Genomic DNA, 20,220 nt, shown 5'->3' with positions numbered 1-20,220 from the left:
ATGAGTTCTATATTCACCAAAATTGTAAACGGAGAAATCCCTTGCTATAAAATCGCTGAAGACGAAAATTATTTGGCTTTTTTAGATGTGATGCCATTAGCAAAAGGTCATACTCTTGTGATTCCTAAGAAAGAGGTAGACTTAATCTTTGATTTAGAATCAGAAGATTTTAAAAATCTTTGGGGATTTGCTCAAAAAGTAGCCAAAAAAGTTGGAACAGCGATGCCATGTGTAAGAGTGGGAGTGGCTGTGATAGGATTAGAAGTTCCTCATGCGCACATTCATTTGGTTCCCATGAATACCATGCAAGACCTTAATTTTGGAAACGAAAGGCTGAAACTTTCACCAGAAGAATATCAAGAAATTCAAAATAAAATAATTAACTCTTAAAATATATTAACTCAAATTTCATAGCGAAGTTTGAGTTTTTTCAAAAATAAAAAGAATGAATCCTAATCAATGCTCATTTTGCGGAAGAAAAAAATCTGAAGTTGAAATTTTAATCTCGGGACAAAATGGATTTATCTGTGAGAACTGTGTAGAACAAGCGCATGCTATCGTAAAAGAAAGTGTACATGAAGATGAGTTTTCGCCAGCTACCTCGATTGAAGAACTTAAAAAGCCTAGAGAAATTAAAGAATTTCTAGACGAATATGTTATTGGTCAAGATCAAGCCAAAAAACAATTGTCAATAGCGGTTTATAATCATTATAAAAGACTTCTTCATAATAAAGACGAAAATAAATCTGTAGAGATTGAGAAGTCTAACATTATTATGGTGGGCGAAACAGGAACAGGTAAAACACTTTTAGCAAAAACCATTGCTAAGCAATTGAACGTTCCGTTTTGTATTGTAGATGCTACTATTTTAACAGAAGCAGGTTACGTAGGAGAAGATGTAGAAAGTATTTTGTCTCGACTTTTAATGGTGGCTGATTATGATGTAGAAAAGGCGGAAAAAGGAATTGTTTTTATTGACGAAATAGATAAAATTGCTAGAAAATCAGACAATCCGAGTATTACCAGAGATGTTTCTGGTGAAGGGGTTCAGCAAGGTTTATTGAAGCTTCTAGAAGGAAGTATTGTAAATGTTCCACCGCAAGGAGGAAGAAAGCATCCTGACCAAAAATACATTCAAGTCAATACTCAGAATATTTTATTTATTGCAGGTGGAGCTTTTGATGGGATTAAAGAAATCATTGAGAGAAGACTCAATAAGCAAGCGATAGGTTTTAGTACAGATAAACATTCTAAAGTAGAAGAAGAAAGCTATATTTTAGAAAAATTAAATGCTACAGATTTAAGAAGTTTCGGGCTTATTCCAGAATTGTTAGGTAGATTTCCTATTGTTACTCATTTGGATAAACTGACCAAAGAAACAATGCTTAGAATCCTTACAGAGCCTAAAAATTCTATTATTAATCAATTTGTAGAGCTTTTTAGGTTAGACGGCGTAAAACTTGATTTTACGGATCAAGCCCTTGAAAAAATAGTAGACTATACCATAGACAAAGGTTTAGGAGCAAGAGGTCTTAGAGGTACTACTGAGAAGATTTTAGAAGATTATATGTATAGAATAGATGAGTTAGAAAAAGAACTTAGAATAGAGGGGAATATTGATTTTTAACATACTTTAATATTTGTGTGAGGTTAAAAAAAATCATAATTTTGTGCTATAAAAGATATGTTTATTCTTTAAAACACAAATAAAATGAAAAATAAATTACCAAAAATAGGCTTGTTGGTCTTGTTTTTTGGTATTTCTAATGCACAAGTACTCACATATGTTGGGAGTGAAACTAAATTATATGTAAAAAGCGGTACGTTGTTTTATTCAGGAGGGGATTTTCAACTTAATTCCAATCTTGAAAAAGCTGTTGAAAATAGAGGAAATATCACAATATTAGGTAATTACCAAAAAGGAATTTCCGCAGATGCAGCCTTAGATGGTAAAGAATTCGTAAATGTTTATACATCTTCTAATGATTATGGACAGGTTAAAATTCTTGGCGGAGCTATTGGTACTAATGCGAGAATGACTGTTCAAAGACCTGCAGCTTCGTCCACCTATTTCAATTCTACGTTTCCTATAGCATTTCCCTTTAATGATAGTGTAAGTTACTTAATGAATAGTTTCGGAATGCAGGCTTCTGATTTTAAAGGAAGTTGTGCTATAGGAGTAAATTGTGGTAATTCTATTTACGACATGACCTTAAGAAAATGGAATAATAACCTAGTTGTAAATGATGTAGTTCCTACAGAATCCATTTTTAAGGCAGGGGATTATTATCTTTTAAATTTGAGAGATAATAGTATAAAGGCAAGTATGAATGGAATAATTTCTTACAAAGGAATTCCTTCGCCAGAAATTTATGTATCTACTGCAAAAGGAGTCATCAATGGTTATAGTGAGGCTGATTTTTCTAATTTTGGGTACAATACATGGAAAGAATACTTAAACCAGTACAGAGAAAAATATAAATCTTATCTTGGTGATGTAAATACTACGAATGCTGTTCATGCTAAAAACACCTACAGATTTGGTAATCCTTATACATCTAATTTAGACTTAAGTGCATTTGATGGAGCAAATGCATGGTTAAAAATTAAAAATAATGGTGTCATTAGAACGCTAAAGCAAGCTAGTGATTTTATTATGATAAAAAATTTTTATATCACTAAAAGAACTTCATCATACGGAATTACCTGGAATCCTACCAGAGGTTCGCAGCATAACAATACTTCTAGTACTTCAACTTATTATAAAGCTTTGTTTGATGGTGTACAATGGATAGGTGATGCTCAGGCTTTATTAATAAGACCTTTTGAAACTTTCAATCTTAATTTTCCATTAATTGACAAAACAAAAATGGGAAATACTAGAATTTTGGACGTGGAAGTTAATTTTAATGATGCTCATAAAACATTTAGTTATACTCCAGGTGTTTCGGATGTTCCTGTATCAAGAAAAAATTCTTTATATAGTAGTGCCTCAGAAACATCAAGTAAAGCATCTTTGTCAAATATTTATAACTTTTATCAAGCCGAAATTTTCTTAGTTAATAATGAAACAATACTTGGATCTCCTACTTATTTAGTTGGGGCAAATTATAATACAGAATCAGCAGGAATCAGTGCAAATACGAACGATATATTTGCTTTTGGAATATCTCCTGGAACCGCTAATATTGCTTATGATAGTAAAAAAGATTTTAATACTTTTAATACTGATACTTATATAGGAAAACCTTTGGGAATTGGGTTTAATAATCTTGTTATAGGAAATGAGTATGAGCTAAGGTTTAACCTTTATGAAGGCTCTATTTTTAATGAAGTAAAAGAATTATCTACTGATAAATTTTATTTATTAGATAAAGAAGCTAATAAAGTTACAGAAATCACAGCCGCTGAATCTTATAAATTTGTTGTTTCAAATAACGATTATAATTTAAGGTTCGAAGTGTACTGGAAATCTTATACTCCTCAGAGTACTTTGGCCATAGGTGTTGTTGAGGATCCTAAAAAATCAACTTATATTTATTTTGAAAACGGTTTTAGTAAAATAAGATTTGAAAAATCAGGTAAAGCTAATGTACAAATTTATGAAATGAGTGGTAAGTTAGTAAATGATCTTTCTAATATAACAACAGCTAATGATTACACATTAGAGCTCGAAAGAAATAAAGTTTATGTAATCATAGTTAAATATAATGATGGAACTATAAGAAAGTTAAAAACAATTAAATAAAAATAGCTCTTTTATGAAAAATATAATAAACAATCTTAAATATAAGTTAATATTATTGCTCGTTTTTGGGTTTAATAATCTTCTCTTCAGTCAGCTAGAAGGAGATGATACTCCCCCACCAGACGAAGGAGATGGCGCTCCTCAAGCTGCAATAGATATGTATTTGGTTCATTTGGCTGTTGTTGTAATTTTATTATTATTTTATTATCATAAAAAAATAGTTAGATTAGCTAAAAATTAAATATATAACTCACAATTTTATTGTGAGTTTTTTTATCTTTATCTCATGAAAAAAAGACTTTCACAAATTACTTTTATATTATTTAGCTGTATTGCTTCAGCTCAGTTTACAATTAAGGTAGAATCTCCAGAAGATTTTTCATTCAATGAAGCTTATCTTTATACTGTCAATGGCTCTAAAGACATTCTAATTGACAAAGCCGAGAAAAAAAATAATACATGGCTATTTCAGGTTAAAAATAGCTATTTAGGATTATTAAAAGTTTATTTTCCTCAGGCTAATACTTCTTTAAATCTGGTTTCAGAAAATAAGAATGTAGACCTTAAGTTTTCGGTTAAAAATAATAAAGTACAGCAGATAGATTATTATGACGAAGTCAATAATATATTTTACAGTATTCAAGACCAACAGAAAAAAAGAGAACAAATTCTACCAGCACTCTATCAAATACAAAATTTTTATAAAGAAAACTCAGATTTTGGTCTTGCACTAAAAAATGAAGTTTCTAACTTAAGTGCAGACATTGTTTTTGATTCGGACAAGCATCCTTTCTTAAGTTATTATTTCAAAACCTACCAAAATTTTTTACAAGAATCTGCAGGAAAAAAGAATCCTACAAACGATGAGATCATTTCTTTTTTAAATAATACACAAAACTACTTAGAAACCTCTTCATTGCTCAAGCCAATTTTAATGGTTTTTTTAAGCAATACAAGTAGATCAAGTTTAGGCGATGAAGTAGATAAATTACTTACCACTGTAAAAGTAGAAACACCTCGCGGACAAACTATACTTTCAGAATTAATTGAAGTTTTTAATGTTTACAACATTAAAGATTTAAAAGAAAAATATCTTACAGAAGCCAAAAATTTAAAATGTACCATTAATGATAGATTGGCCAATACTATAAAATCTAATGCAAATACAGAAATTGGAAAGATTATTCCCAATAATACTTTCGTAAATCCTGTAAATACTAAAGTGAAATCTCTACACGATGTGAAAGCAGATAAAAAGATTATCATATTGTGGTCTTCTACTTGTTCTCACTGCGAAAAAGAAATTGGCGAAATGGTGCTTCAGTATAATAAATTGAAAGAAAAAAATATAGAAGTAGTAGGTCTTTCTTTAGATTCTGATGCGAAGTCTTATTCTGATAAAGTAAAAATGCTGCCTTGGATTAATGATACAGAACTCAAAGGTTGGTACAGCAGTTATGTAGATACCTATAATGTGCATGCTACTCCAACTTTCTATATTGTAGATGCTAAAAATAAGATTATAGCTAAGCCAGATAACTTTTCTGAAATTTTAGAATTATTACAGCTAAAATAATTTGTAGACTTTAAAATTATTTATATATTTGCACCACGAAAAACGGCGAGGTAGCTCAGGTGGTTAGAGCGTTGGATTCATAACCCAAAGGTCACGGGTTCAAATCCCGTCTTCGCTACAAGTTAAGCAATAAATATCTAGAATATTTATTGCTTTTTTTTATAATATGATTTCTCATCAAATTTCTATTTTCACAAGAAAAATATTTTTTTTAGATCTTTCTAATTCTATTTTTAATCAATAAAAAATTTATTGTCTCATAGTGAAATAATGATAAAAATTAGTAGAAAAAAGAGATAAAAAATTTTGGTAGTATAAAAGAAATATGTATTTTTACACCGCTTTCAAAGAGCTATTGCTCGAAGGCAATAAATTTTTTTTCATCATTTGTGTTTTTAGAATCGCATCCTAGGATGTGATTCTTTTTTTATGCCTTTCTTCGTTCGTATAACACAAGTAAATCAATGAAATAAGAGTAAGTAACGCTACCTTCTTGTTGGTTTGATTTTAAGAAAATATCATTGGTGAAATAGAATATTTCAGTAATAAAAGAATCGTTTTTTTCTTTGAATAATTGCTCGTTTTTTAAATCACTTTTCACTTCTTTAGAAAGGAATAAAGTTGCTTGAGCAGCAAACTCTGGGTTAGTGTTTCGCAATGCGTTTACCAAACTTTTAGTTGCATATAAATAAGCACTGTATTTGAGTTCAGAATTGTTAGAGTTTTTACAAATGAGGAAGCCTATAAAATTAGCTTCTTGCTCCCTTGCAAAACCTAATTGATGCGCACTTTCATGAGACAAGGTAAAAGGAATGTAAGTGTTAGGTAACTCTGCGTTAAATTGTGCTTCTGTGGTAAATGGATTGTAATAACCAAGTATTCCTGTATAGCTTATTAGTGGATTAAATAAGCTCGCTTTAAAGTTGTCAATATTTGACGTTTTAAATGGATAATACTTTTTTGGTAATCGCTTTTGAGAATGAAGTATGCTTGACTTTAATACTTCAATATTTTTAATTTTGAATACATGCTTTGTTTCAATTTTTTTTCTTTCTTGATTGGTTAATGCAATGTATTTTAAAGTAAGTTTTTCTAATTCTTTGGGGGAGATTTCTACTTTATTTTTGTCATAAAGAGGTTTTTGGAAATACAGCATTCCCCACGAAATTTGATAAATAAAATAAGAAATATTTAGTATAATCAATAGAACGCTAAAGTTTCTATTCTTAATGCTTTTGAAAAGAAAAAGTAAAAGGAAAAAGATGAAAATGATATAAAAAATATCCCCAAAAGAATATTTGAAATGAGAGAAAAGCTCATTTTGAAATTCTTTTTTGAAGTGAAAAAAAGCAGTGAATTGCTGAACGATTATTTCGTTTTTTGAAAAGATATAGAATAAAAGAAATTGGGCAAACAATAAGCCTGCCCAAAATAATGATTTTTTATTTTTTAAAATTTTCACCATACTAAAGCGCTTGCTCCAAGAATTGCAGCATCTGCTTCTTGTAAGTCACTGTACAAAATTTTAACTTTATTTTTGAAAACTTGTAATAAGTTGTCTTCCATAGCTTGTCTGGTTGGCTTCATGATAAGGTCACCAGCTTTGGTTAATCCACCGAAAAGTACAATGGCTTCAGGTGCAGAAAAATGTACGAAAGTAGCTAAAGCTTCTCCTAAAATTTGACCTGTAAATTCGAAAACTTCATTGGCTAGAGAATCTCCTTGTTCTGCACATTTAAATACGGTTTCACTGGTTAATTCATTGATAGGATAATTTTCTAATAAACTAGGAGAGTGCTGGGTTTCTTGTAATAATTCAATAGCGGTATCTCTTACACCTGTTGCAGATGCGTAAGCTTCTAAAGAACCTTTCAGTCCAGTTCCTTTGTGCTCTCTACCACCATTTCTTACAATTACGTGGCCTAATTCTCCTGCAAAACCGTTGTGTCCTAAAACGATTTTTCCATCAATGATAATTCCGCTACCTACACCAGTTCCTAAAGTAATGGTGATGAAGTTTTTCATTCCTTTAGCAGCACCATATTGCATTTCTCCTACAGCAGCAGCATTAGCATCATTGGTTAATTTAGCTGGAATTTTAAATTTCTGTTCTAGAAGTTCAGCCATAGGAATAATGCCTTTCCATTTTAGGTTGGCAGCATATTCTATTGTTCCTTGATAATAATTAGCATTAGGAGCGCCCATTCCTATTCCTACGAATGCTTCTGGACCGCCATATTGCTCAATCATAGGACTTAGTTTTTCTGCTAAATCATCTATAAAAGCTTCTACATTTTCATGTTCATTGGTTTTAATTCTGTCTTGAACTAGAATTTCCCCTTTTTTATTTACGATACCGAATTTGGTGTTGGTACCACCTACATCGATACCAATTGCATATTTTTCTTTCATTTTAGTCAACTTTAATGTCTTTATTTACGTTTTTGCTTCCTACTAATGCATAGAATAGCATATAAGAAATACCAATTACTACTACCCAATAACTCTGTACATATCCGAAGATATCAGCAGCATAACCTTGGATTGCTGGGATAATTCCTCCACCACAAACCATCACCATGAAAATACCAGATGCAGCTGCAGTATATTTTCCTAATCCTTCTGTAGCTAAGTTAAAGATTCCTCCCCACATTACAGAAGTACATAATCCGCATAATACCAATAGCATAATACTTACCGGAACTTGAGCTAATCCGAAAGAAATATCAGATTGAAAAACAGGCATACTTACCATTTGGTCTTTTGGTAAGAAGATTGCTAAAAGTACAAATACCAATCCTAGAACTGCTGCGAAACTTAACATTGATTTACTAGAAAATTTAGAACCTAAAACTCCTCCAGTTAATCTTCCTACTAACATTAAGAACCAATATGTTCCTACTACAGTTCCAGCAGTGGTAGCATTAATTTGTAAATCACCAGTCATATAAAGATTAGCAATATTTGGAATTCCTACTTCTACACCTACATATACGAAAATTGCAATTGCACCTAATACAAAGTGTCTGAATGAAAGAGGACTGTGTGTATTTTTTTCTGTGCTTTTCTCTGCTACAATGTGTGGCTCTGGAATGCTCATAGAATATAATACGATAAATGCCAAAACAAAAATTCCTATTGCTAAGAATAATGCTGGATTAGCATCTGAAATAGTAGCTTTTGCTACATCTCCCATTAAATAACCTACTAATACTGGAACGATGGTAGCTCCCATAGAGTTTAAAGTACCACCGAATTGTAATAATTGGTTACCTCTTTTTCCTTCTCCACCTAAAGTATTCAGCATAGGGTTTACTACAGTATTTAGCATACACATAGAGAAACCACCTACAAATGCTCCGATTAAATAAACGGCAAAACTTTCGATTTTACCAGAGAAGAAAGTAATTGCTACACCAGCAATACCTACCAAAATTGCAGTAAGAGCAGTTTTTTTATAACCAATTTTTTGCAGCATTAACCCTGCAGGAATTCCCATGAAAGCATAGGCGAGAAAATTGGCAAAATTACCTAATTGTGAAAGTAAATTACTTGCCTGAAATTGGTTTTTTACAATTACTCCCATCGGGTTTTGTAAACCTGTAACAAAGGCAATCATAAAAAAGAGTGCAAACATCATTGCAATCGGTAAAGCATAGCTTTGTTTGTTTTGGTTAGTGTCCATATTTTTGTTTTTTAATTTATTTTATAAATCCTGAGCAGAAATTATGCTAACAAATATATTATTATTTTCTCAAAATGATACAATAGATTTTTTAATTATTTTGAAGGGTAAATTTAATAAGATTATGTGAAACTTCTTTCAATTCCTGAATGTTTTTTGTTGGCTCTAAAATCTCATTAAAATAAATTTTAATTTTTCCTGGATAGCCTTTTCCATGGTCAAAAGGAAACATTTCCTTCAATCCTACAATCGTAAAAACAGCAAGTGGAGACTGATGTTTGTTAGATAAAATAAAAGCTCCATCTTTAAATTTGTCTAAAATGACAGACGTGTCATCTGGAACGCCTCCTTCTGGAAAAATCACAATGCTGTCTCCTTCTTCCATACGTTCTGCACATCTTTCATAGACTTCTGCTCTGCTTTTGGGCGAACTTCTGTCTACCATAACACAGATTCTTTTATAAATAGTACCGAAAATAGGAATTTTAACCAATTCTTTTTTACCAACAAAGCAAATAGGATGATGAGGGAATAATAAAACTGGAATAAAAATATCTACAATCGAAGTATGATTGGCAATAATAACGTATTGTTGGTTTCTGTCAATTTTTTTGTTGGTCTTATTAATGAGTTCATATCTAAAACCCATGCCGTAAAAAACACCTTTACACCAAAGTCTCACGAAAAAATAAGCATATTTATAGTGTTCTTTTTTTATGGAGAGCAAATAAACAGGAATAAAGAATAGAATAAGTAAAATTCCAGCGAGTAAAACCATCCAGCCTCGCCAAAGATAATTAAGTGCTCTTTTCATGTTTTTAACCATTAAAAATTACGTTTTTCTTGATTGAATAATTAAGGATAGAAACTAATCCAATGGCAGCGATTTTACTTAAAATCTGTGGACTGAAGGTATAAATAATCAGGTCTAGATTATCTCTAAAGATGGTATTGTAAAATAATTGGAAAAATAATAAACTCAATATGGTAGAGAAAAAAGAAATCACCATAAAATAAGCAAATTCCCTTTTTTTAGAGTGCTTCCCGCGTTCGAAAACAAACCAAATACTTAAAAAATAATTGAAAACGATACCACAAGTAGTAGATAATATGTTGCTCAAAGGAAAATGAATTCCGTGAAAATTAGTCTCACTTGAAAAAAAAATAGGGATATTAACACTGAATAATTTAAAACTCCCAATTTCTACAATCGCACTTAAACCTCCCGCAATAATAAAAAATAGAACTTGCTTTTGTTTTAATAAAAGTTGTTTCATAAAATTTTCTTACTACAAATTTAAACTTAAATGTTAAAGTTTAATAAATTATCATTAATTATTTTTTTATAACAAAAAAATATATAATTTAGTATTATAAAAGATGCCATCAAAACCTGATAAAAAATTCATTTTCAATTATATATGAAAGTGATTTTTTTGTCTTGACACCAGATTGTTCATTGATGTTTACCACACCAAATCAAAAAATAAAAGTATGAAAACACCGAGACCATACAGAAAATTTCAGTTTAAGCAAGAAAAAATTAAGGACTTAGAAGAGCACAATCCACGCTTCAAAAGAATTTTTTCAGAATTCGAAAACCTCACAGACGAAATATGGGACATAGAAACTGGCGATAGAGCTTCTGTGCCAGATGATTTTATGTTTGCCCTTAAATTACAGACTCATTATTTAGAAGATGAAATAGACCATTGGCTAGACCTAAAAGATGAGGAAAGCATAGAATAAAAAAGATTTTCCTAATTTAGCAATTTAAACGCTTTGTGTATGATTGCAATTGTTGACGGTGGTTCTACAAAATGTGACTGGGTAATTCTAGATCATTCTGGTAAGATTTCTCAAAAGACCGAAACGCTCGGTTTTAATCCAAATATTATTAATGCAGATTTGATTCCTCAAGAAATTGAGAAGAATCAGCATCTGTATTTCCTGAAAGAACATTTAAAAGAAATTTATTTTTACGGTTCTGGTTGTGGTACTCCAGAAAATGCGGCTTTGCTAGAAGTTAATTTGCAAAAAGCATTTCCACATGCCAAAGTGATTGTAAAAGAAGACATGACAGCCGCAGCTTATGCAGCTTACAATCGTAAACCAGCAATTGTTTGTATTCTAGGAACGGGTTCTAATTCATGTTTTTTTGATGGAGAAACTGTAAGAAGAGATTTACCATCATTAGGTTTTTTAATTGGTGACGAAGGAAGTGGTTCTGCGCTTGGTAAACAATTGTTGCGCAGGTTTTTCATGAAAAAATTGCCCAAAGATTTACACGAAGATTTCATGGCTACTTATCATCTTACCATAGAAGATGCCATCAGAAATATGTATCACAATCCTAGAGCTAATGCTTATCTCGCAGAATTTAATAAATTTGTAGTCCTCAAAAAATCACATCCATATTTTCAAAATATGATATTTGATGAGATGAAAAATTTCTTTGAATATCAAGTGCTTCCTTATGAAGAAGCCAGAGAAGCAGAGATTAACTTTATTGGTTCTATCGCTTTTGTGTACGAAGATATTTTGAGATCTGCCGCCGCAGAACTTAATCTTACCGTAGGAAAAATTGTACAAAGACCTATAGAAAGCCTAGTAGAGTATCATAAAAAATACATTTTCAACCAAGAGGAATAAAAAAATATTTCCTCTTCTTTTTTTAATATAGAATTTACTTTTAATTAAATTTTTAAAAATTTATGTCAAATAAAACGCATAGAGATCAAGAGCAATTTAGAAACGCAGCACTTGATTATCACAGAAATGAACCTAAAGGAAAAATAGAAGTCATTCCCTCTAAACCTCACTCTTCACAGAGAGATTTATCACTAGCTTATTCACCAGGAGTTGCAGAACCTTGTTTAGAAATCGAAAAAAATCCTTCTACTATATATGAATATACCACCAAAGGAAACTTAGTTGCTGTAATTTCAAACGGAACTGCTGTTTTAGGATTGGGAGACATCGGTGCAGAAGCTTCTAAACCAGTAATGGAAGGGAAAGGATTATTGTTTAAAATCTTTGCAGATATCAATGTTTTTGATATTGAGATTAACGAAAAAGATCCAGACAAATTTATAGAAATCGTTAAAGGAATTTCGCCCACTTTTGGAGGAATCAATTTAGAAGATATCAAAGCGCCAGAAGCTTTCTACATAGAACAAAGACTGAAAGAAGAGCTTAATATTCCTTTGATGCATGATGACCAACACGGAACTGCCATCATTTCTGCAGCAGCATTAATTAATGCTTTAGAATTGGCAGATAAAAAAATAGATGAAGTGAAAATGGTGGTAAATGGAGCAGGAGCAGCTGCAATTGCTTGTACCAAATTATACATTGCGCTAGGTCTTAAAAAAGAAAACGTATTGATGTGCGATTCTAAAGGAGTAATTAATCATAAGAGAGAAAATCTTACTCCAGAAAAATTAGATTTTATAGCAGAAACAGATATTTCTACGTTGGAACAAGCTTTAGAAGGAGCAGATGTTTTTGTTGGTCTATCTAAAGGAGATGTAATGACTGCAAAAATGCTTAGTTCAATGGCGGAAAATCCTGTTGTTTTTGCTTTGGCAAATCCTACTCCAGAGATTGATTATAATCTTGCCATCGCAACGAGACCAGATGTTATTATGGCAACTGGAAGAAGTGATTTTCCTAATCAGGTGAATAACGTTCTTGGTTTCCCATATATTTTCAGAGGTGCATTAGATGTACAAGCTACTGGAATTAATGAAGAAATGAAATTGGCTGCTGTAAAAGCAATCGCAGAATTAGCAAAAGAGCCAGTTCCTGAAATGGTGAAATTGGCTTACAATGTTAAAAATATAGGATTTGGTAGAGAATACTTCATTCCGAAACCATTTGATAATAGATTATTAACCAAAGTTTCCATTGCAGTAGCAAAAGCGGCTATGGAAAGCGGAATTTCTAGAAAACCTATTGCTGATTTCGAAGAATACGAAAATCAGTTGCTAGATAGAATGGGTAGAGACGAAAAACTCATCAGAATGATGCAAAACAGAGCGCGTTCTAACCCAAAACGTGTTACGCTAGGAAATGCTGAAGAATATAACGTATTGAAAGCGGCACAAATTCTTTATGAAGAAGGAATTGCTCACCCTATTTTATTAGGAGAGAAAAAATTCATCAAAGAACAAATGGAAAAATTCGGAATTCATTTAGATGTTCCGATTGTAGATCCGATGGATGATGACCAAGACGAAAATCGTAAAAAATATAGAGAAACGCTTTGGAGACTTCGCAATAGAAAAGGTGTAAATGAATATATTGCCAAAAGATTGGTAAGAAACAGAGATTATTTCGGGCCACTCATGTTGCAACATGGTGACACTGATGCACTCATTGTAGGATATTCTAAAAATTACAGAACTGTTCTGAGACCTGTTTTAGAAATTATAGAAAAAGCAAAAGGAGTAGATAAAATTGCTTCTATGATGATGATTTTATCAGATAAAAAGCCTTATTTCTTTGCTGATACTTCTATCCATGTAAATCCTACACCAGAAGAAATGGCCAACATCGCGAAGATGGCAGAATATGCAATTAAATCTTTCGCTATTCAACCAAGAATTGCTATGCTTTCTTACGAAAATTTCTCGGCCAATTCTGAGACGTCTAAAAAAGTAGCAAAAGCAGTAAATATTCTACATCAAAAATATCCAGATATGATTGTAGATGGAGAGTTTCAGCCAGATTTTGCGATGAGTGCAGACCATCTTCAGGATTATCCTTTCTCAAAATTAGGAAAAACTCCAGCCAATACTTTTATCTTCCCGAATCTAGAAAGTGCTAATCTTTCTTATAAAATTATCAGAGGAATGAAAGTAGCACAAGTAGTAGGGCCAATTTTATTAGGACTAAAACAGCCTGTTCACGTTTTACAAATGCGAGCAAGTGTAGATGAAATTGTGAACTTGGCAACTATAGCCGTTTTAGATGGTCAAATGCGCGAAAATCAATAATATTTAAACCGAGAATTTTCTCGGTTTTTTATTGTTAAATTTTTTTTCCTCAAAAATAATTATCTAACTTTAACCTTAAAATTAAAATTATGTTTAGCATAAAGTCAAAATTCTTATTAGCAGTAGTATTAATTTCTGGTTATGCTCATTCTCAAGAAGTTGTAAATAAACCATACTACAATTACCAAACAAAAGAGTATCAATCTAAAAAGTCTGTTTTCGTAAATTCTTTGTTGAAAAAGATGACATTAGACGAAAAGCTAGGTCAACTTAATCTTCCAGGAGCTGGTGATATTACCACGGGACAAGCTCAAAGTTCTGATATTGCAAAGAAAATTCAAGAAGGAAAAGTAGGAGGTCTCTTTAATATTAAAGGAGTAGAAAAAATTAGAGAAGTTCAAAAAATTGCCGTAGAGAAAAGCCGTTTAAAAATTCCTTTGCTTTTCGGGATGGATGTAATTCATGGTTATGAAACCAATTTTCCTATTCCTCTAGGTTTGGCTTCTTCTTTTGATACTCAATTGGTGCAGCAATCTGCAAGAGTAGCAGCAAATGAAGCAAGTGCAAGTGGTATTAACTGGACTTTCTCGCCAATGGTAGATATTTCTAGAGATCCAAGATGGGGAAGAGTTGCAGAAGGAGCTGGAGAAGATCCTTATTTAGGTTCCGAAATGGCAAAAGCAATGGTTTTTGGATATCAAGGAAAAGATTTATCTCTCAATAATACAATAATGGCTTGTGTAAAACATTTCGCATTGTATGGAGCTCCAGAAGCTGGTAGAGATTATAATACGGTAGACATGAGCCACGTAAGAATGTATAATGAATACTTCCCGCCTTATAAGGCAGCTGTAGATGCAGGTGTAGGTTCTGTGATGGCTTCTTTTAATGAAGTAGACGGAATTCCTGCAACAGGAAACAAATGGTTGATGACAGATGTTTTAAGAAATCAATGGAAATTCAAAGGTTTCGTGGTGACTGATTATACTGGTATTAATGAAATGATAGACCACGGAATGGGAGATTTACAACAAGTTTCGGCTTTGGCAATGAACGCAGGTGTAGATATGGATATGGTAGGCGAAGGTTTTCTTACTACCCTTAAAAAATCTGTACAAGAAGGAAAAGTAAATATCAAACAAATTGATTTAGCAGTAAAAAGAATTCTTGAAGCAAAATATGATTTAGGACTTTTTGAGGATCCATATAAATATTGTGATGCAAACAGAACAAAAAATGAAGTTTACAGTCAGGTAAATAGAGATATTGCCAGAAATATTGCAGCACAATCAATGGTTTTAATGAAAAATACCAATGAAATTCTTCCTTTAAAATCTCAAAAAAATATTGCTGTAATTGGGCCATTAGCAGACAATGCTGAAAATATGCCGGGAACTTGGAGCGTTGCAGCAAAACATAAAGATGCGATTTCACTTTTAGCAGGTCTTAAAAAGACTTTCGGGAATTCTGTGAATTTTACTTATGCTAAAGGTTCTAATATAGATTATGATGCAACTTTCGAACAAAACGCTGCTATGTTTGGCAAAAACACTTACAGAGACAGCAGAAGCAAAGAAGAAATGCTGAAAGAAGCAGTTGAGGTTGCTAATAAAGCAGATGTAATTCTTCTTGCCATTGGTGAAACTGCTGAAATGAGCGGCGAATCTAGTTCTAGAACCAATATTTCTATTCCACAAGCTCAAAAAGATTTATTAAAAGAATTGAAAAAAACAGGTAAGCCAATTGTTTTGGTATTATTTGCAGGTAGAGCAATGGAAATCAATGAAGAAAGTGAATTAGCAGATGCTATTCTTAATGTATGGTTCCCAGGATCAGAAGCTGGTTTAGCAATTTCGGATGTACTTTTTGGTAAAGTAAATCCTTCCGCTAAATTACCGATGACTTTCCCAAGAAGTATAGGTCAAGTTCCTATTTTTTACAATCACAAAAATACAGGAAGACCACTTTCTCAATCGTCTACTGAAAAATGCCAATTTGATAAATTCCGTTCTAATTATCTAGATGAATGTAACACTCCGCTTTATCCTTTCGGTTATGGTTTAAGTTACACTCAGTTTGCTTACAATAATCTAAATGTTAGTTCTAAAAATTTAAAAGGAAATCAAACTTTAAAAGTTTCTGTAGAATTGAAAAATTCAGGAAAATATGATGGTGCCGAAATCGTACAACTTTACATCAGAGACATGGTAGGTAGCAATACAAGACCAGTTAAAGAATTAAAAGGTTTCCAAAAAATATTCTTAAAAGCAGGAGAAGCCAAAACGGTTACCTTTAATATAACTCCAGAAGATTTAAAGTTCTATGATAATAACCTAAAATACGATTGGGAATCTGGCGAATTTGAAATTTTTGTAGGAGGTGATTCTCAAAAGACCGTTTCTCAAAAAATCACTTGGAATAAATAAATCATAGAGATATAATATTAAATAAAAGATGAAATTCATTTTAAAAATCACGGTATTACTAGCTTTTGGCTTTGTCAGTCAAGCAAATGCTCAAGAAATAAAAGCAGAATTCAAGAAAGAAGTAAAAGTAGAAAAAAATATTTCCTACGTTTTTGATTATCCTCAAAACGCTAAAGGAAATGTTCCGTTGATTGTTTTTTTACACGGTTCTGGCGAAAGAGGAACCAATTTAGAAATGGTAAAAGCGCACAGTCCGTTTACTTATAAAAATTTAATGCAGGAACCCGTGGCAATTCTTGCACCGCAATGTCCCGAAAATATGTGGTGGGATACACAAGCCGTGTATTTTTTGATTCAAGAAATCGTGCAGAAATATAAAATAGATGCTTCTAGAATTTACCTCACAGGTTTATCTATGGGAGGTTGGGGAACATTGAAATTGGCAGGAGAACATCCTGAAATGTTTGCAGCAGTAGCTTCTGTTTGTGCACCTACAGACAGAGTAATGTTGGCGAATATTCATAATTATAAAGATATGAACCTTAAAATTTTTCAAGGCGGAATGGATGATGTGGTGTTGCCAGAAAACGCGACTAATTTTTGGATGAAAGTTCACCCGATTAATCCAAAAGCAGAACTCATTATCTTCCCGAATGATAATCACAATTCTTGGGATTCTACTTATTCTAACCCAGAATTTTACAAGTGGCTTCTCTCACAGAAAAAGAAATAACCGTTTTACAAATCAAAAACCCCTCCAAATTTTTTGGAGGGGTTTGTTTATAGGTGAATTTTTAATTTTTTATTCTATTTCCAAAACTGTAAGATAATATCCATTTACCGTTTTTATATTTATAGACATTAAACTCATTTTTATAAAAAGTCTTAAGTTGAATCAAAGCTTCCTGGTTGTCTCTTATAAAAAGCGGCGTTGAAATTTGTAATATGTTATTGTCTTTAATTTCAGTTATTTTGCTTTTAGATTTGTAATTTTTCCAATTTATCTGAGGAGCGTATTTTTTAGCTTTATAATATAAACTAAAATCTTCTTCTTTAACTTCTTTCATTGTGAACTTGAAGTTTTCATCATTTTTTAATGAATCGGTCAATTCTGGAGTAAAACTCCATGCATAAATATTCATTTTTTCATATTCTTGGTCATCCACAATTTCCTTAAAAATTCCTTGCGTATTTTTTTGTTGATGCAAACAAGAAGATAAAGAGAATGTAATAATCAAAATAATTATATTCTTCATTAAAGTTTATTTCAAAAATAAAACCGTTTTTATAATTTAAGTATATAAAGACTACGCATACATTCCTTCAATCAAAGCTTTGAATTTTTCCAGAATAATTTTACGTTTTATTTTTAGTGTTGGAGTAATTTCTCCACGTTCTATGGTAAATTCTTCTGGTAAAAGTTTGAACTTTTTAATTTTTTCAAAACTTGCAAATTCCTTTTGAATATCATTCACTACTTTTTCAAAAGTTTCCTTAATGAAAGGTGTTTCCAGTAATTTTTTCTTCTCTTCTATGTTCAGAGAAAGGTAATTTTTAAATTCTTCGTATTTCTCCATCAAAGTTTCAAAATTCGGAACTATCACCGCAGAAACATAAGGTTTTCCTTCGGCAATTACCATCGCTTGAGCAATGTAAGGATTGCTTTGTAATGGGATTTCTATGCTTTGTGGTGCAATATATTTTCCGTTAGAAGTTTTCATTAAATCCTTAATTCTATCGGTAATGTAGAGATTTCCTTCTTCGTCTATTCTACCAGCATCACCTGTTCTGAAGTAGCCATCTTCTGTGAAAACTTTAGCCGTATCTTCTTCGTTTTTGTAGTAACCTTTCATCACACCTTGGTATTTTACCAAGATTTCATTATCTGCTCCTATTTTAATTTCTACACCTGGTAGAGCTTTTCCTACGCTTCCGTACACATAATTTTTCGGAGGAAGTGCAGTAACGGTAGCAGTAGTTTCGGTAAGTCCGTAACCTACAATCACAGGTAAACCAATGGCTGCAAAAAATTCTGAAATTTCTTTTTTCAGCATCGCTCCACCACAAGGTAAAAACGAAAGATTTCCGCCCAATTCATTTTTAATTTTTCTGAAAACCAATTTGTCAAAGAAACTAAACTGTAATTGTAAACCAAACGGAACTTTAGCACCTGTTCTTTTTTTATCAGCTACTTTAGCGCCCACTTCCAAAGCTTTTTTGAAAAGTTTTTGTTTCGTAGGAGAAGAAGCTTCTATTTTTTTAACTAAAGTTTGATATACTTTTTCGTAGAATCTTGGTACGGCACACATTGCAGTTGGGTGAACATGTTTCAGAGTGTTCAAGATATTTTTTGGGTCTTCTAAAATGGCAACTTCACCACCTTGAGAAAGCACAAAAAGCGTCCAGCTTCTTTCGAAAATATGACTTAATGGTAAAAATGCCAAAGATTTCATGTCGTACAAATTGTCGAAACTGAAAAATTCTTTGTGCGCCGCAACTACCGCTTTGAAACCACCATGTGTAAGCATTACACCTTTCGGGATTCCTGTAGTTCCAGAAGTGTAAAGAATGGTTGCCAAATCTTCATCGGTAATTTCGATGAGGTTTCTTTCCGTAGCAAAATGCTTGATGAAATCTGGGAAATAGGTAATGTTTTCGGCTTCGTCTTTTATCACATGAGACGTGAAAATATGTAATTTTTTGCCTAAATGTTTTTCGGCACTTTTCAGAATTTCAAGTTGAGGCGTGTCTCCCACCAAAATGTGCTGCATTTCGGTTTGCTTGATGATATATTCGGTTTGGTCATAATTATTGGTGGCGTAAATGGGAATGGTAATCGCCCCCAACATTTGCACGGCAACGTCAAAAATAATCCAATCTTTAGAATTTTGAGAAAAAACACCTACACAATCTCCCTTTTTTACGTCTAGAGTATGTAATCCGTTTGCAGTTTGGCAAACCATTGCCCAGAATTTTTTCCAAGTAAGAATCTCTATTTCGTCACCGTTTCTAAAGCTAAGAGCGGTTTTCTGTGGAAATTTTTTGGTGTTTTCTTCTAAAAGCTGAAGTAGGTTTTTCATTATCTGTTTACTATTTATATTATAACTTCCCAAAATTACGAATTATTGCATGTTTTATACCTATAAATTGATTTTTTAATTTTTAGAGATTTGTTATCTTTGAAGATTATTAAAAAACTATGATTTTTTCATTAAAAGGTATTGTTCAAGAACTTACTCCTACCTATGTGGTGATAGAGGTAAATGGAGTGGGTTATTATGTAGGCATTTCTTTGCAAACGTCTCAGCGACTTTCTTTAGGAAAGGAAGTTTTTCTTTTCACCCAACAAATCATCAGAGAAGATGCACATTTGCTTTTTGGGTTTTATACCAAAGAAGAAAAAGAAATGTTTAATCTCTTAATTTCGGTAAACGGAGTGGGTGCAGTTTCTGCGCTTATTTTGCTTTCTTCATTAGATCTTAAAGACATTGCACAAGCGATTCTCAATAAAAATTCTGCCCTGCTCCAAAAAGTAAAAGGAATTGGTGCTAAAACCGCCGAAAGAATTATCGTAGATTTACGAGATAAGGTAGAAAAATTCGGGGTTTCTGCGGAGAACATTTCTGCTTTTGCAGACAATAAAGTGAAAGAAGAATCGTTATCTGCTTTAGAAGTTTTAGGGATTCCTAAAAAGATGAGCGAGAAGATTGCCGATAGAATTTTAAAACAAAATCCAGATTTGCAAACCGAAGAATTGGTGAAGCAAATTCTAAAAATGATATAAA

General features: G+C 32.2%; 18 protein-coding genes and 1 tRNA gene. 12 read left to right on the top strand and 7 right to left on the bottom strand.

The window, feature by feature from the left end:
* The 6 genes from KKQ79_RS09345 to KKQ79_RS09320 all read left to right on the top strand — a co-directional run bounded on the left by KKQ79_RS09345 (position 1) and on the right by KKQ79_RS09320 (position 5,442).
* The gene (locus KKQ79_RS09345) at positions 1-390 is read left to right on the top strand and encodes an HIT family protein (protein WP_213189879.1); all 390 of its coding nucleotides are present in this window, start codon (positions 1-3) and stop codon (positions 388-390) included.
* Positions 391-445: 55 nt separating this feature from the next.
* On the top strand, positions 446-1,627 hold the full coding sequence (gene clpX, locus KKQ79_RS09340) for an ATP-dependent Clp protease ATP-binding subunit ClpX (protein ID WP_213189878.1): 1,182 nt from the start codon (positions 446-448) through the stop codon (positions 1,625-1,627).
* An 84-nt stretch (positions 1,628-1,711) separates the two neighbouring features.
* Positions 1,712-3,748: a hypothetical protein gene (locus KKQ79_RS09335; protein WP_213189877.1), complete on the top strand. Its 2,037-nt coding sequence runs from the start codon at positions 1,712-1,714 to the stop codon at positions 3,746-3,748.
* Between the two features lie 13 nt (positions 3,749-3,761).
* Entirely contained in the window at positions 3,762-3,989 is a 228-nt protein-coding gene (locus tag KKQ79_RS09330) for a hypothetical protein (protein WP_213189876.1), read from the top strand.
* Between the two features lie 45 nt (positions 3,990-4,034).
* On the top strand, positions 4,035-5,324 hold the full coding sequence (locus tag KKQ79_RS09325; RefSeq protein ID WP_213189874.1) for a TlpA family protein disulfide reductase: 1,290 nt from the start codon (positions 4,035-4,037) through the stop codon (positions 5,322-5,324).
* A 44-nt stretch (positions 5,325-5,368) separates the two neighbouring features.
* Positions 5,369-5,442, top strand: a tRNA-Met gene (locus KKQ79_RS09320).
* Between the two features lie 309 nt (positions 5,443-5,751).
* Here KKQ79_RS09320 and KKQ79_RS09315 read toward each other — a convergent pair.
* From KKQ79_RS09315 to KKQ79_RS09295, 5 genes are all read right to left on the bottom strand, one after another.
* Entirely contained in the window at positions 5,752-6,789 is a 1,038-nt protein-coding gene (locus KKQ79_RS09315) for a DUF3810 domain-containing protein (protein ID WP_213189873.1), read from the bottom strand.
* Positions 6,783-7,736, bottom strand: a complete 954-nt coding sequence (locus tag KKQ79_RS09310; RefSeq protein ID WP_213189871.1) for an ROK family protein — start codon at positions 7,734-7,736, stop codon at positions 6,783-6,785. The genes KKQ79_RS09315 and KKQ79_RS09310 overlap by 7 nt, the downstream gene beginning before the upstream one ends.
* A gap of 1 nt (position 7,737) precedes the next feature.
* Positions 7,738-9,009: an MFS transporter gene (locus KKQ79_RS09305; RefSeq protein WP_213189870.1), complete on the bottom strand. Its 1,272-nt coding sequence runs from the start codon at positions 9,007-9,009 to the stop codon at positions 7,738-7,740.
* 91 nt (positions 9,010-9,100) lie between these two features.
* Positions 9,101-9,823 (bottom strand): lysophospholipid acyltransferase family protein, encoded by a 723-nt coding sequence (locus KKQ79_RS09300; RefSeq protein ID WP_213189869.1) that lies wholly within the window; start codon positions 9,821-9,823, stop codon positions 9,101-9,103.
* Between the two features lie 4 nt (positions 9,824-9,827).
* A complete protein-coding gene (locus tag KKQ79_RS09295) occupies positions 9,828-10,286 on the bottom strand; it encodes a GtrA family protein (RefSeq protein WP_104793958.1) in 459 nt (152 codons plus the stop codon).
* 217 nt (positions 10,287-10,503) lie between these two features.
* Here KKQ79_RS09295 and KKQ79_RS09290 point away from each other — a divergent pair, with 217 nt between their 5' ends.
* From KKQ79_RS09290 to KKQ79_RS09270, 5 genes are all read left to right on the top strand, one after another.
* Positions 10,504-10,758 (top strand): hypothetical protein, encoded by a 255-nt coding sequence (locus tag KKQ79_RS09290; protein ID WP_213189868.1) that lies wholly within the window; start codon positions 10,504-10,506, stop codon positions 10,756-10,758.
* Between the two features lie 39 nt (positions 10,759-10,797).
* Entirely contained in the window at positions 10,798-11,661 is an 864-nt protein-coding gene (locus tag KKQ79_RS09285) for a BadF/BadG/BcrA/BcrD ATPase family protein (RefSeq protein WP_213189867.1), read from the top strand.
* A gap of 62 nt (positions 11,662-11,723) precedes the next feature.
* Entirely contained in the window at positions 11,724-14,009 is a 2,286-nt protein-coding gene (locus tag KKQ79_RS09280; RefSeq protein ID WP_213189866.1) for an NADP-dependent malic enzyme, read from the top strand.
* 89 nt (positions 14,010-14,098) lie between these two features.
* The gene (gene bglX / locus KKQ79_RS09275; RefSeq protein ID WP_213189865.1) at positions 14,099-16,435 is read left to right on the top strand and encodes a beta-glucosidase BglX; all 2,337 of its coding nucleotides are present in this window, start codon (positions 14,099-14,101) and stop codon (positions 16,433-16,435) included.
* Between the two features lie 28 nt (positions 16,436-16,463).
* Entirely contained in the window at positions 16,464-17,168 is a 705-nt protein-coding gene (locus KKQ79_RS09270; protein ID WP_213189864.1) for a carboxylesterase family protein, read from the top strand.
* A 61-nt stretch (positions 17,169-17,229) separates the two neighbouring features.
* Here the strand turns inward: KKQ79_RS09270 and KKQ79_RS09265 are convergent, their stop codons facing one another.
* Positions 17,230-17,691, bottom strand: a complete 462-nt coding sequence (locus KKQ79_RS09265) for a hypothetical protein (RefSeq protein WP_213189862.1) — start codon at positions 17,689-17,691, stop codon at positions 17,230-17,232.
* A 51-nt stretch (positions 17,692-17,742) separates the two neighbouring features.
* On the bottom strand, positions 17,743-19,515 hold the full coding sequence (locus tag KKQ79_RS09260) for an AMP-dependent synthetase/ligase (RefSeq protein WP_213189861.1): 1,773 nt from the start codon (positions 19,513-19,515) through the stop codon (positions 17,743-17,745).
* A 119-nt stretch (positions 19,516-19,634) separates the two neighbouring features.
* Here KKQ79_RS09260 and ruvA point away from each other — a divergent pair, with 119 nt between their 5' ends.
* Positions 19,635-20,219: a Holliday junction branch migration protein RuvA gene (gene ruvA, locus KKQ79_RS09255; RefSeq protein ID WP_104793969.1), complete on the top strand. Its 585-nt coding sequence runs from the start codon at positions 19,635-19,637 to the stop codon at positions 20,217-20,219.
* The last annotated feature ends 1 nt before the right edge of the window (position 20,220 follow it).

This window comes from Cloacibacterium caeni, from assembly GCF_907163125.1.
Classification (GTDB): domain Bacteria; phylum Bacteroidota; class Bacteroidia; order Flavobacteriales; family Weeksellaceae; genus Cloacibacterium; species Cloacibacterium caeni_B.
The sequence above is the reverse complement of the archived record's forward strand: the minus strand, read 5'-3'. Positions and strand labels throughout refer to the sequence as shown.

Excerpts from the sequence above, each read along its gene's own strand:
- KKQ79_RS09270 (WP_213189864.1), top strand. The coding sequence starts at position 16,464 with ATGAAATTCATTTTAAAAATCACGGTATTACTAGCTTTTGGCTTTGTC.
- KKQ79_RS09335 (WP_213189877.1), top strand. The coding sequence starts at position 1,712 with ATGAAAAATAAATTACCAAAAATAGGCTTGTTGGTCTTGTTTTTTGGT.
- KKQ79_RS09315 (WP_213189873.1), bottom strand. The coding sequence starts at position 6,789 with ATGGTGAAAATTTTAAAAAATAAAAAATCATTATTTTGGGCAGGCTTA.
- KKQ79_RS09325 (WP_213189874.1), top strand. The coding sequence starts at position 4,035 with ATGAAAAAAAGACTTTCACAAATTACTTTTATATTATTTAGCTGTATT.
- KKQ79_RS09310 (WP_213189871.1), bottom strand. The coding sequence starts at position 7,736 with ATGAAAGAAAAATATGCAATTGGTATCGATGTAGGTGGTACCAACACC.
- clpX (WP_213189878.1), top strand. The coding sequence starts at position 446 with ATGAATCCTAATCAATGCTCATTTTGCGGAAGAAAAAAATCTGAAGTT.
- KKQ79_RS09300 (WP_213189869.1), bottom strand. The coding sequence starts at position 9,823 with ATGAAAAGAGCACTTAATTATCTTTGGCGAGGCTGGATGGTTTTACTC.
- KKQ79_RS09345 (WP_213189879.1), top strand. The coding sequence starts at position 1 with ATGAGTTCTATATTCACCAAAATTGTAAACGGAGAAATCCCTTGCTAT.
- KKQ79_RS09295 (WP_104793958.1), bottom strand. The coding sequence starts at position 10,286 with ATGAAACAACTTTTATTAAAACAAAAGCAAGTTCTATTTTTTATTATT.
- KKQ79_RS09285 (WP_213189867.1), top strand. The coding sequence starts at position 10,798 with ATGATTGCAATTGTTGACGGTGGTTCTACAAAATGTGACTGGGTAATT.
- KKQ79_RS09305 (WP_213189870.1), bottom strand. The coding sequence starts at position 9,009 with ATGGACACTAACCAAAACAAACAAAGCTATGCTTTACCGATTGCAATG.
- KKQ79_RS09280 (WP_213189866.1), top strand. The coding sequence starts at position 11,724 with ATGTCAAATAAAACGCATAGAGATCAAGAGCAATTTAGAAACGCAGCA.
- KKQ79_RS09265 (WP_213189862.1), bottom strand. The coding sequence starts at position 17,691 with ATGAAGAATATAATTATTTTGATTATTACATTCTCTTTATCTTCTTGT.
- KKQ79_RS09290 (WP_213189868.1), top strand. The coding sequence starts at position 10,504 with ATGAAAACACCGAGACCATACAGAAAATTTCAGTTTAAGCAAGAAAAA.
- bglX (WP_213189865.1), top strand. The coding sequence starts at position 14,099 with ATGTTTAGCATAAAGTCAAAATTCTTATTAGCAGTAGTATTAATTTCT.
- KKQ79_RS09330 (WP_213189876.1), top strand. The coding sequence starts at position 3,762 with ATGAAAAATATAATAAACAATCTTAAATATAAGTTAATATTATTGCTC.
- KKQ79_RS09260 (WP_213189861.1), bottom strand. The coding sequence starts at position 19,515 with ATGAAAAACCTACTTCAGCTTTTAGAAGAAAACACCAAAAAATTTCCA.
- ruvA (WP_104793969.1), top strand. The coding sequence starts at position 19,635 with ATGATTTTTTCATTAAAAGGTATTGTTCAAGAACTTACTCCTACCTAT.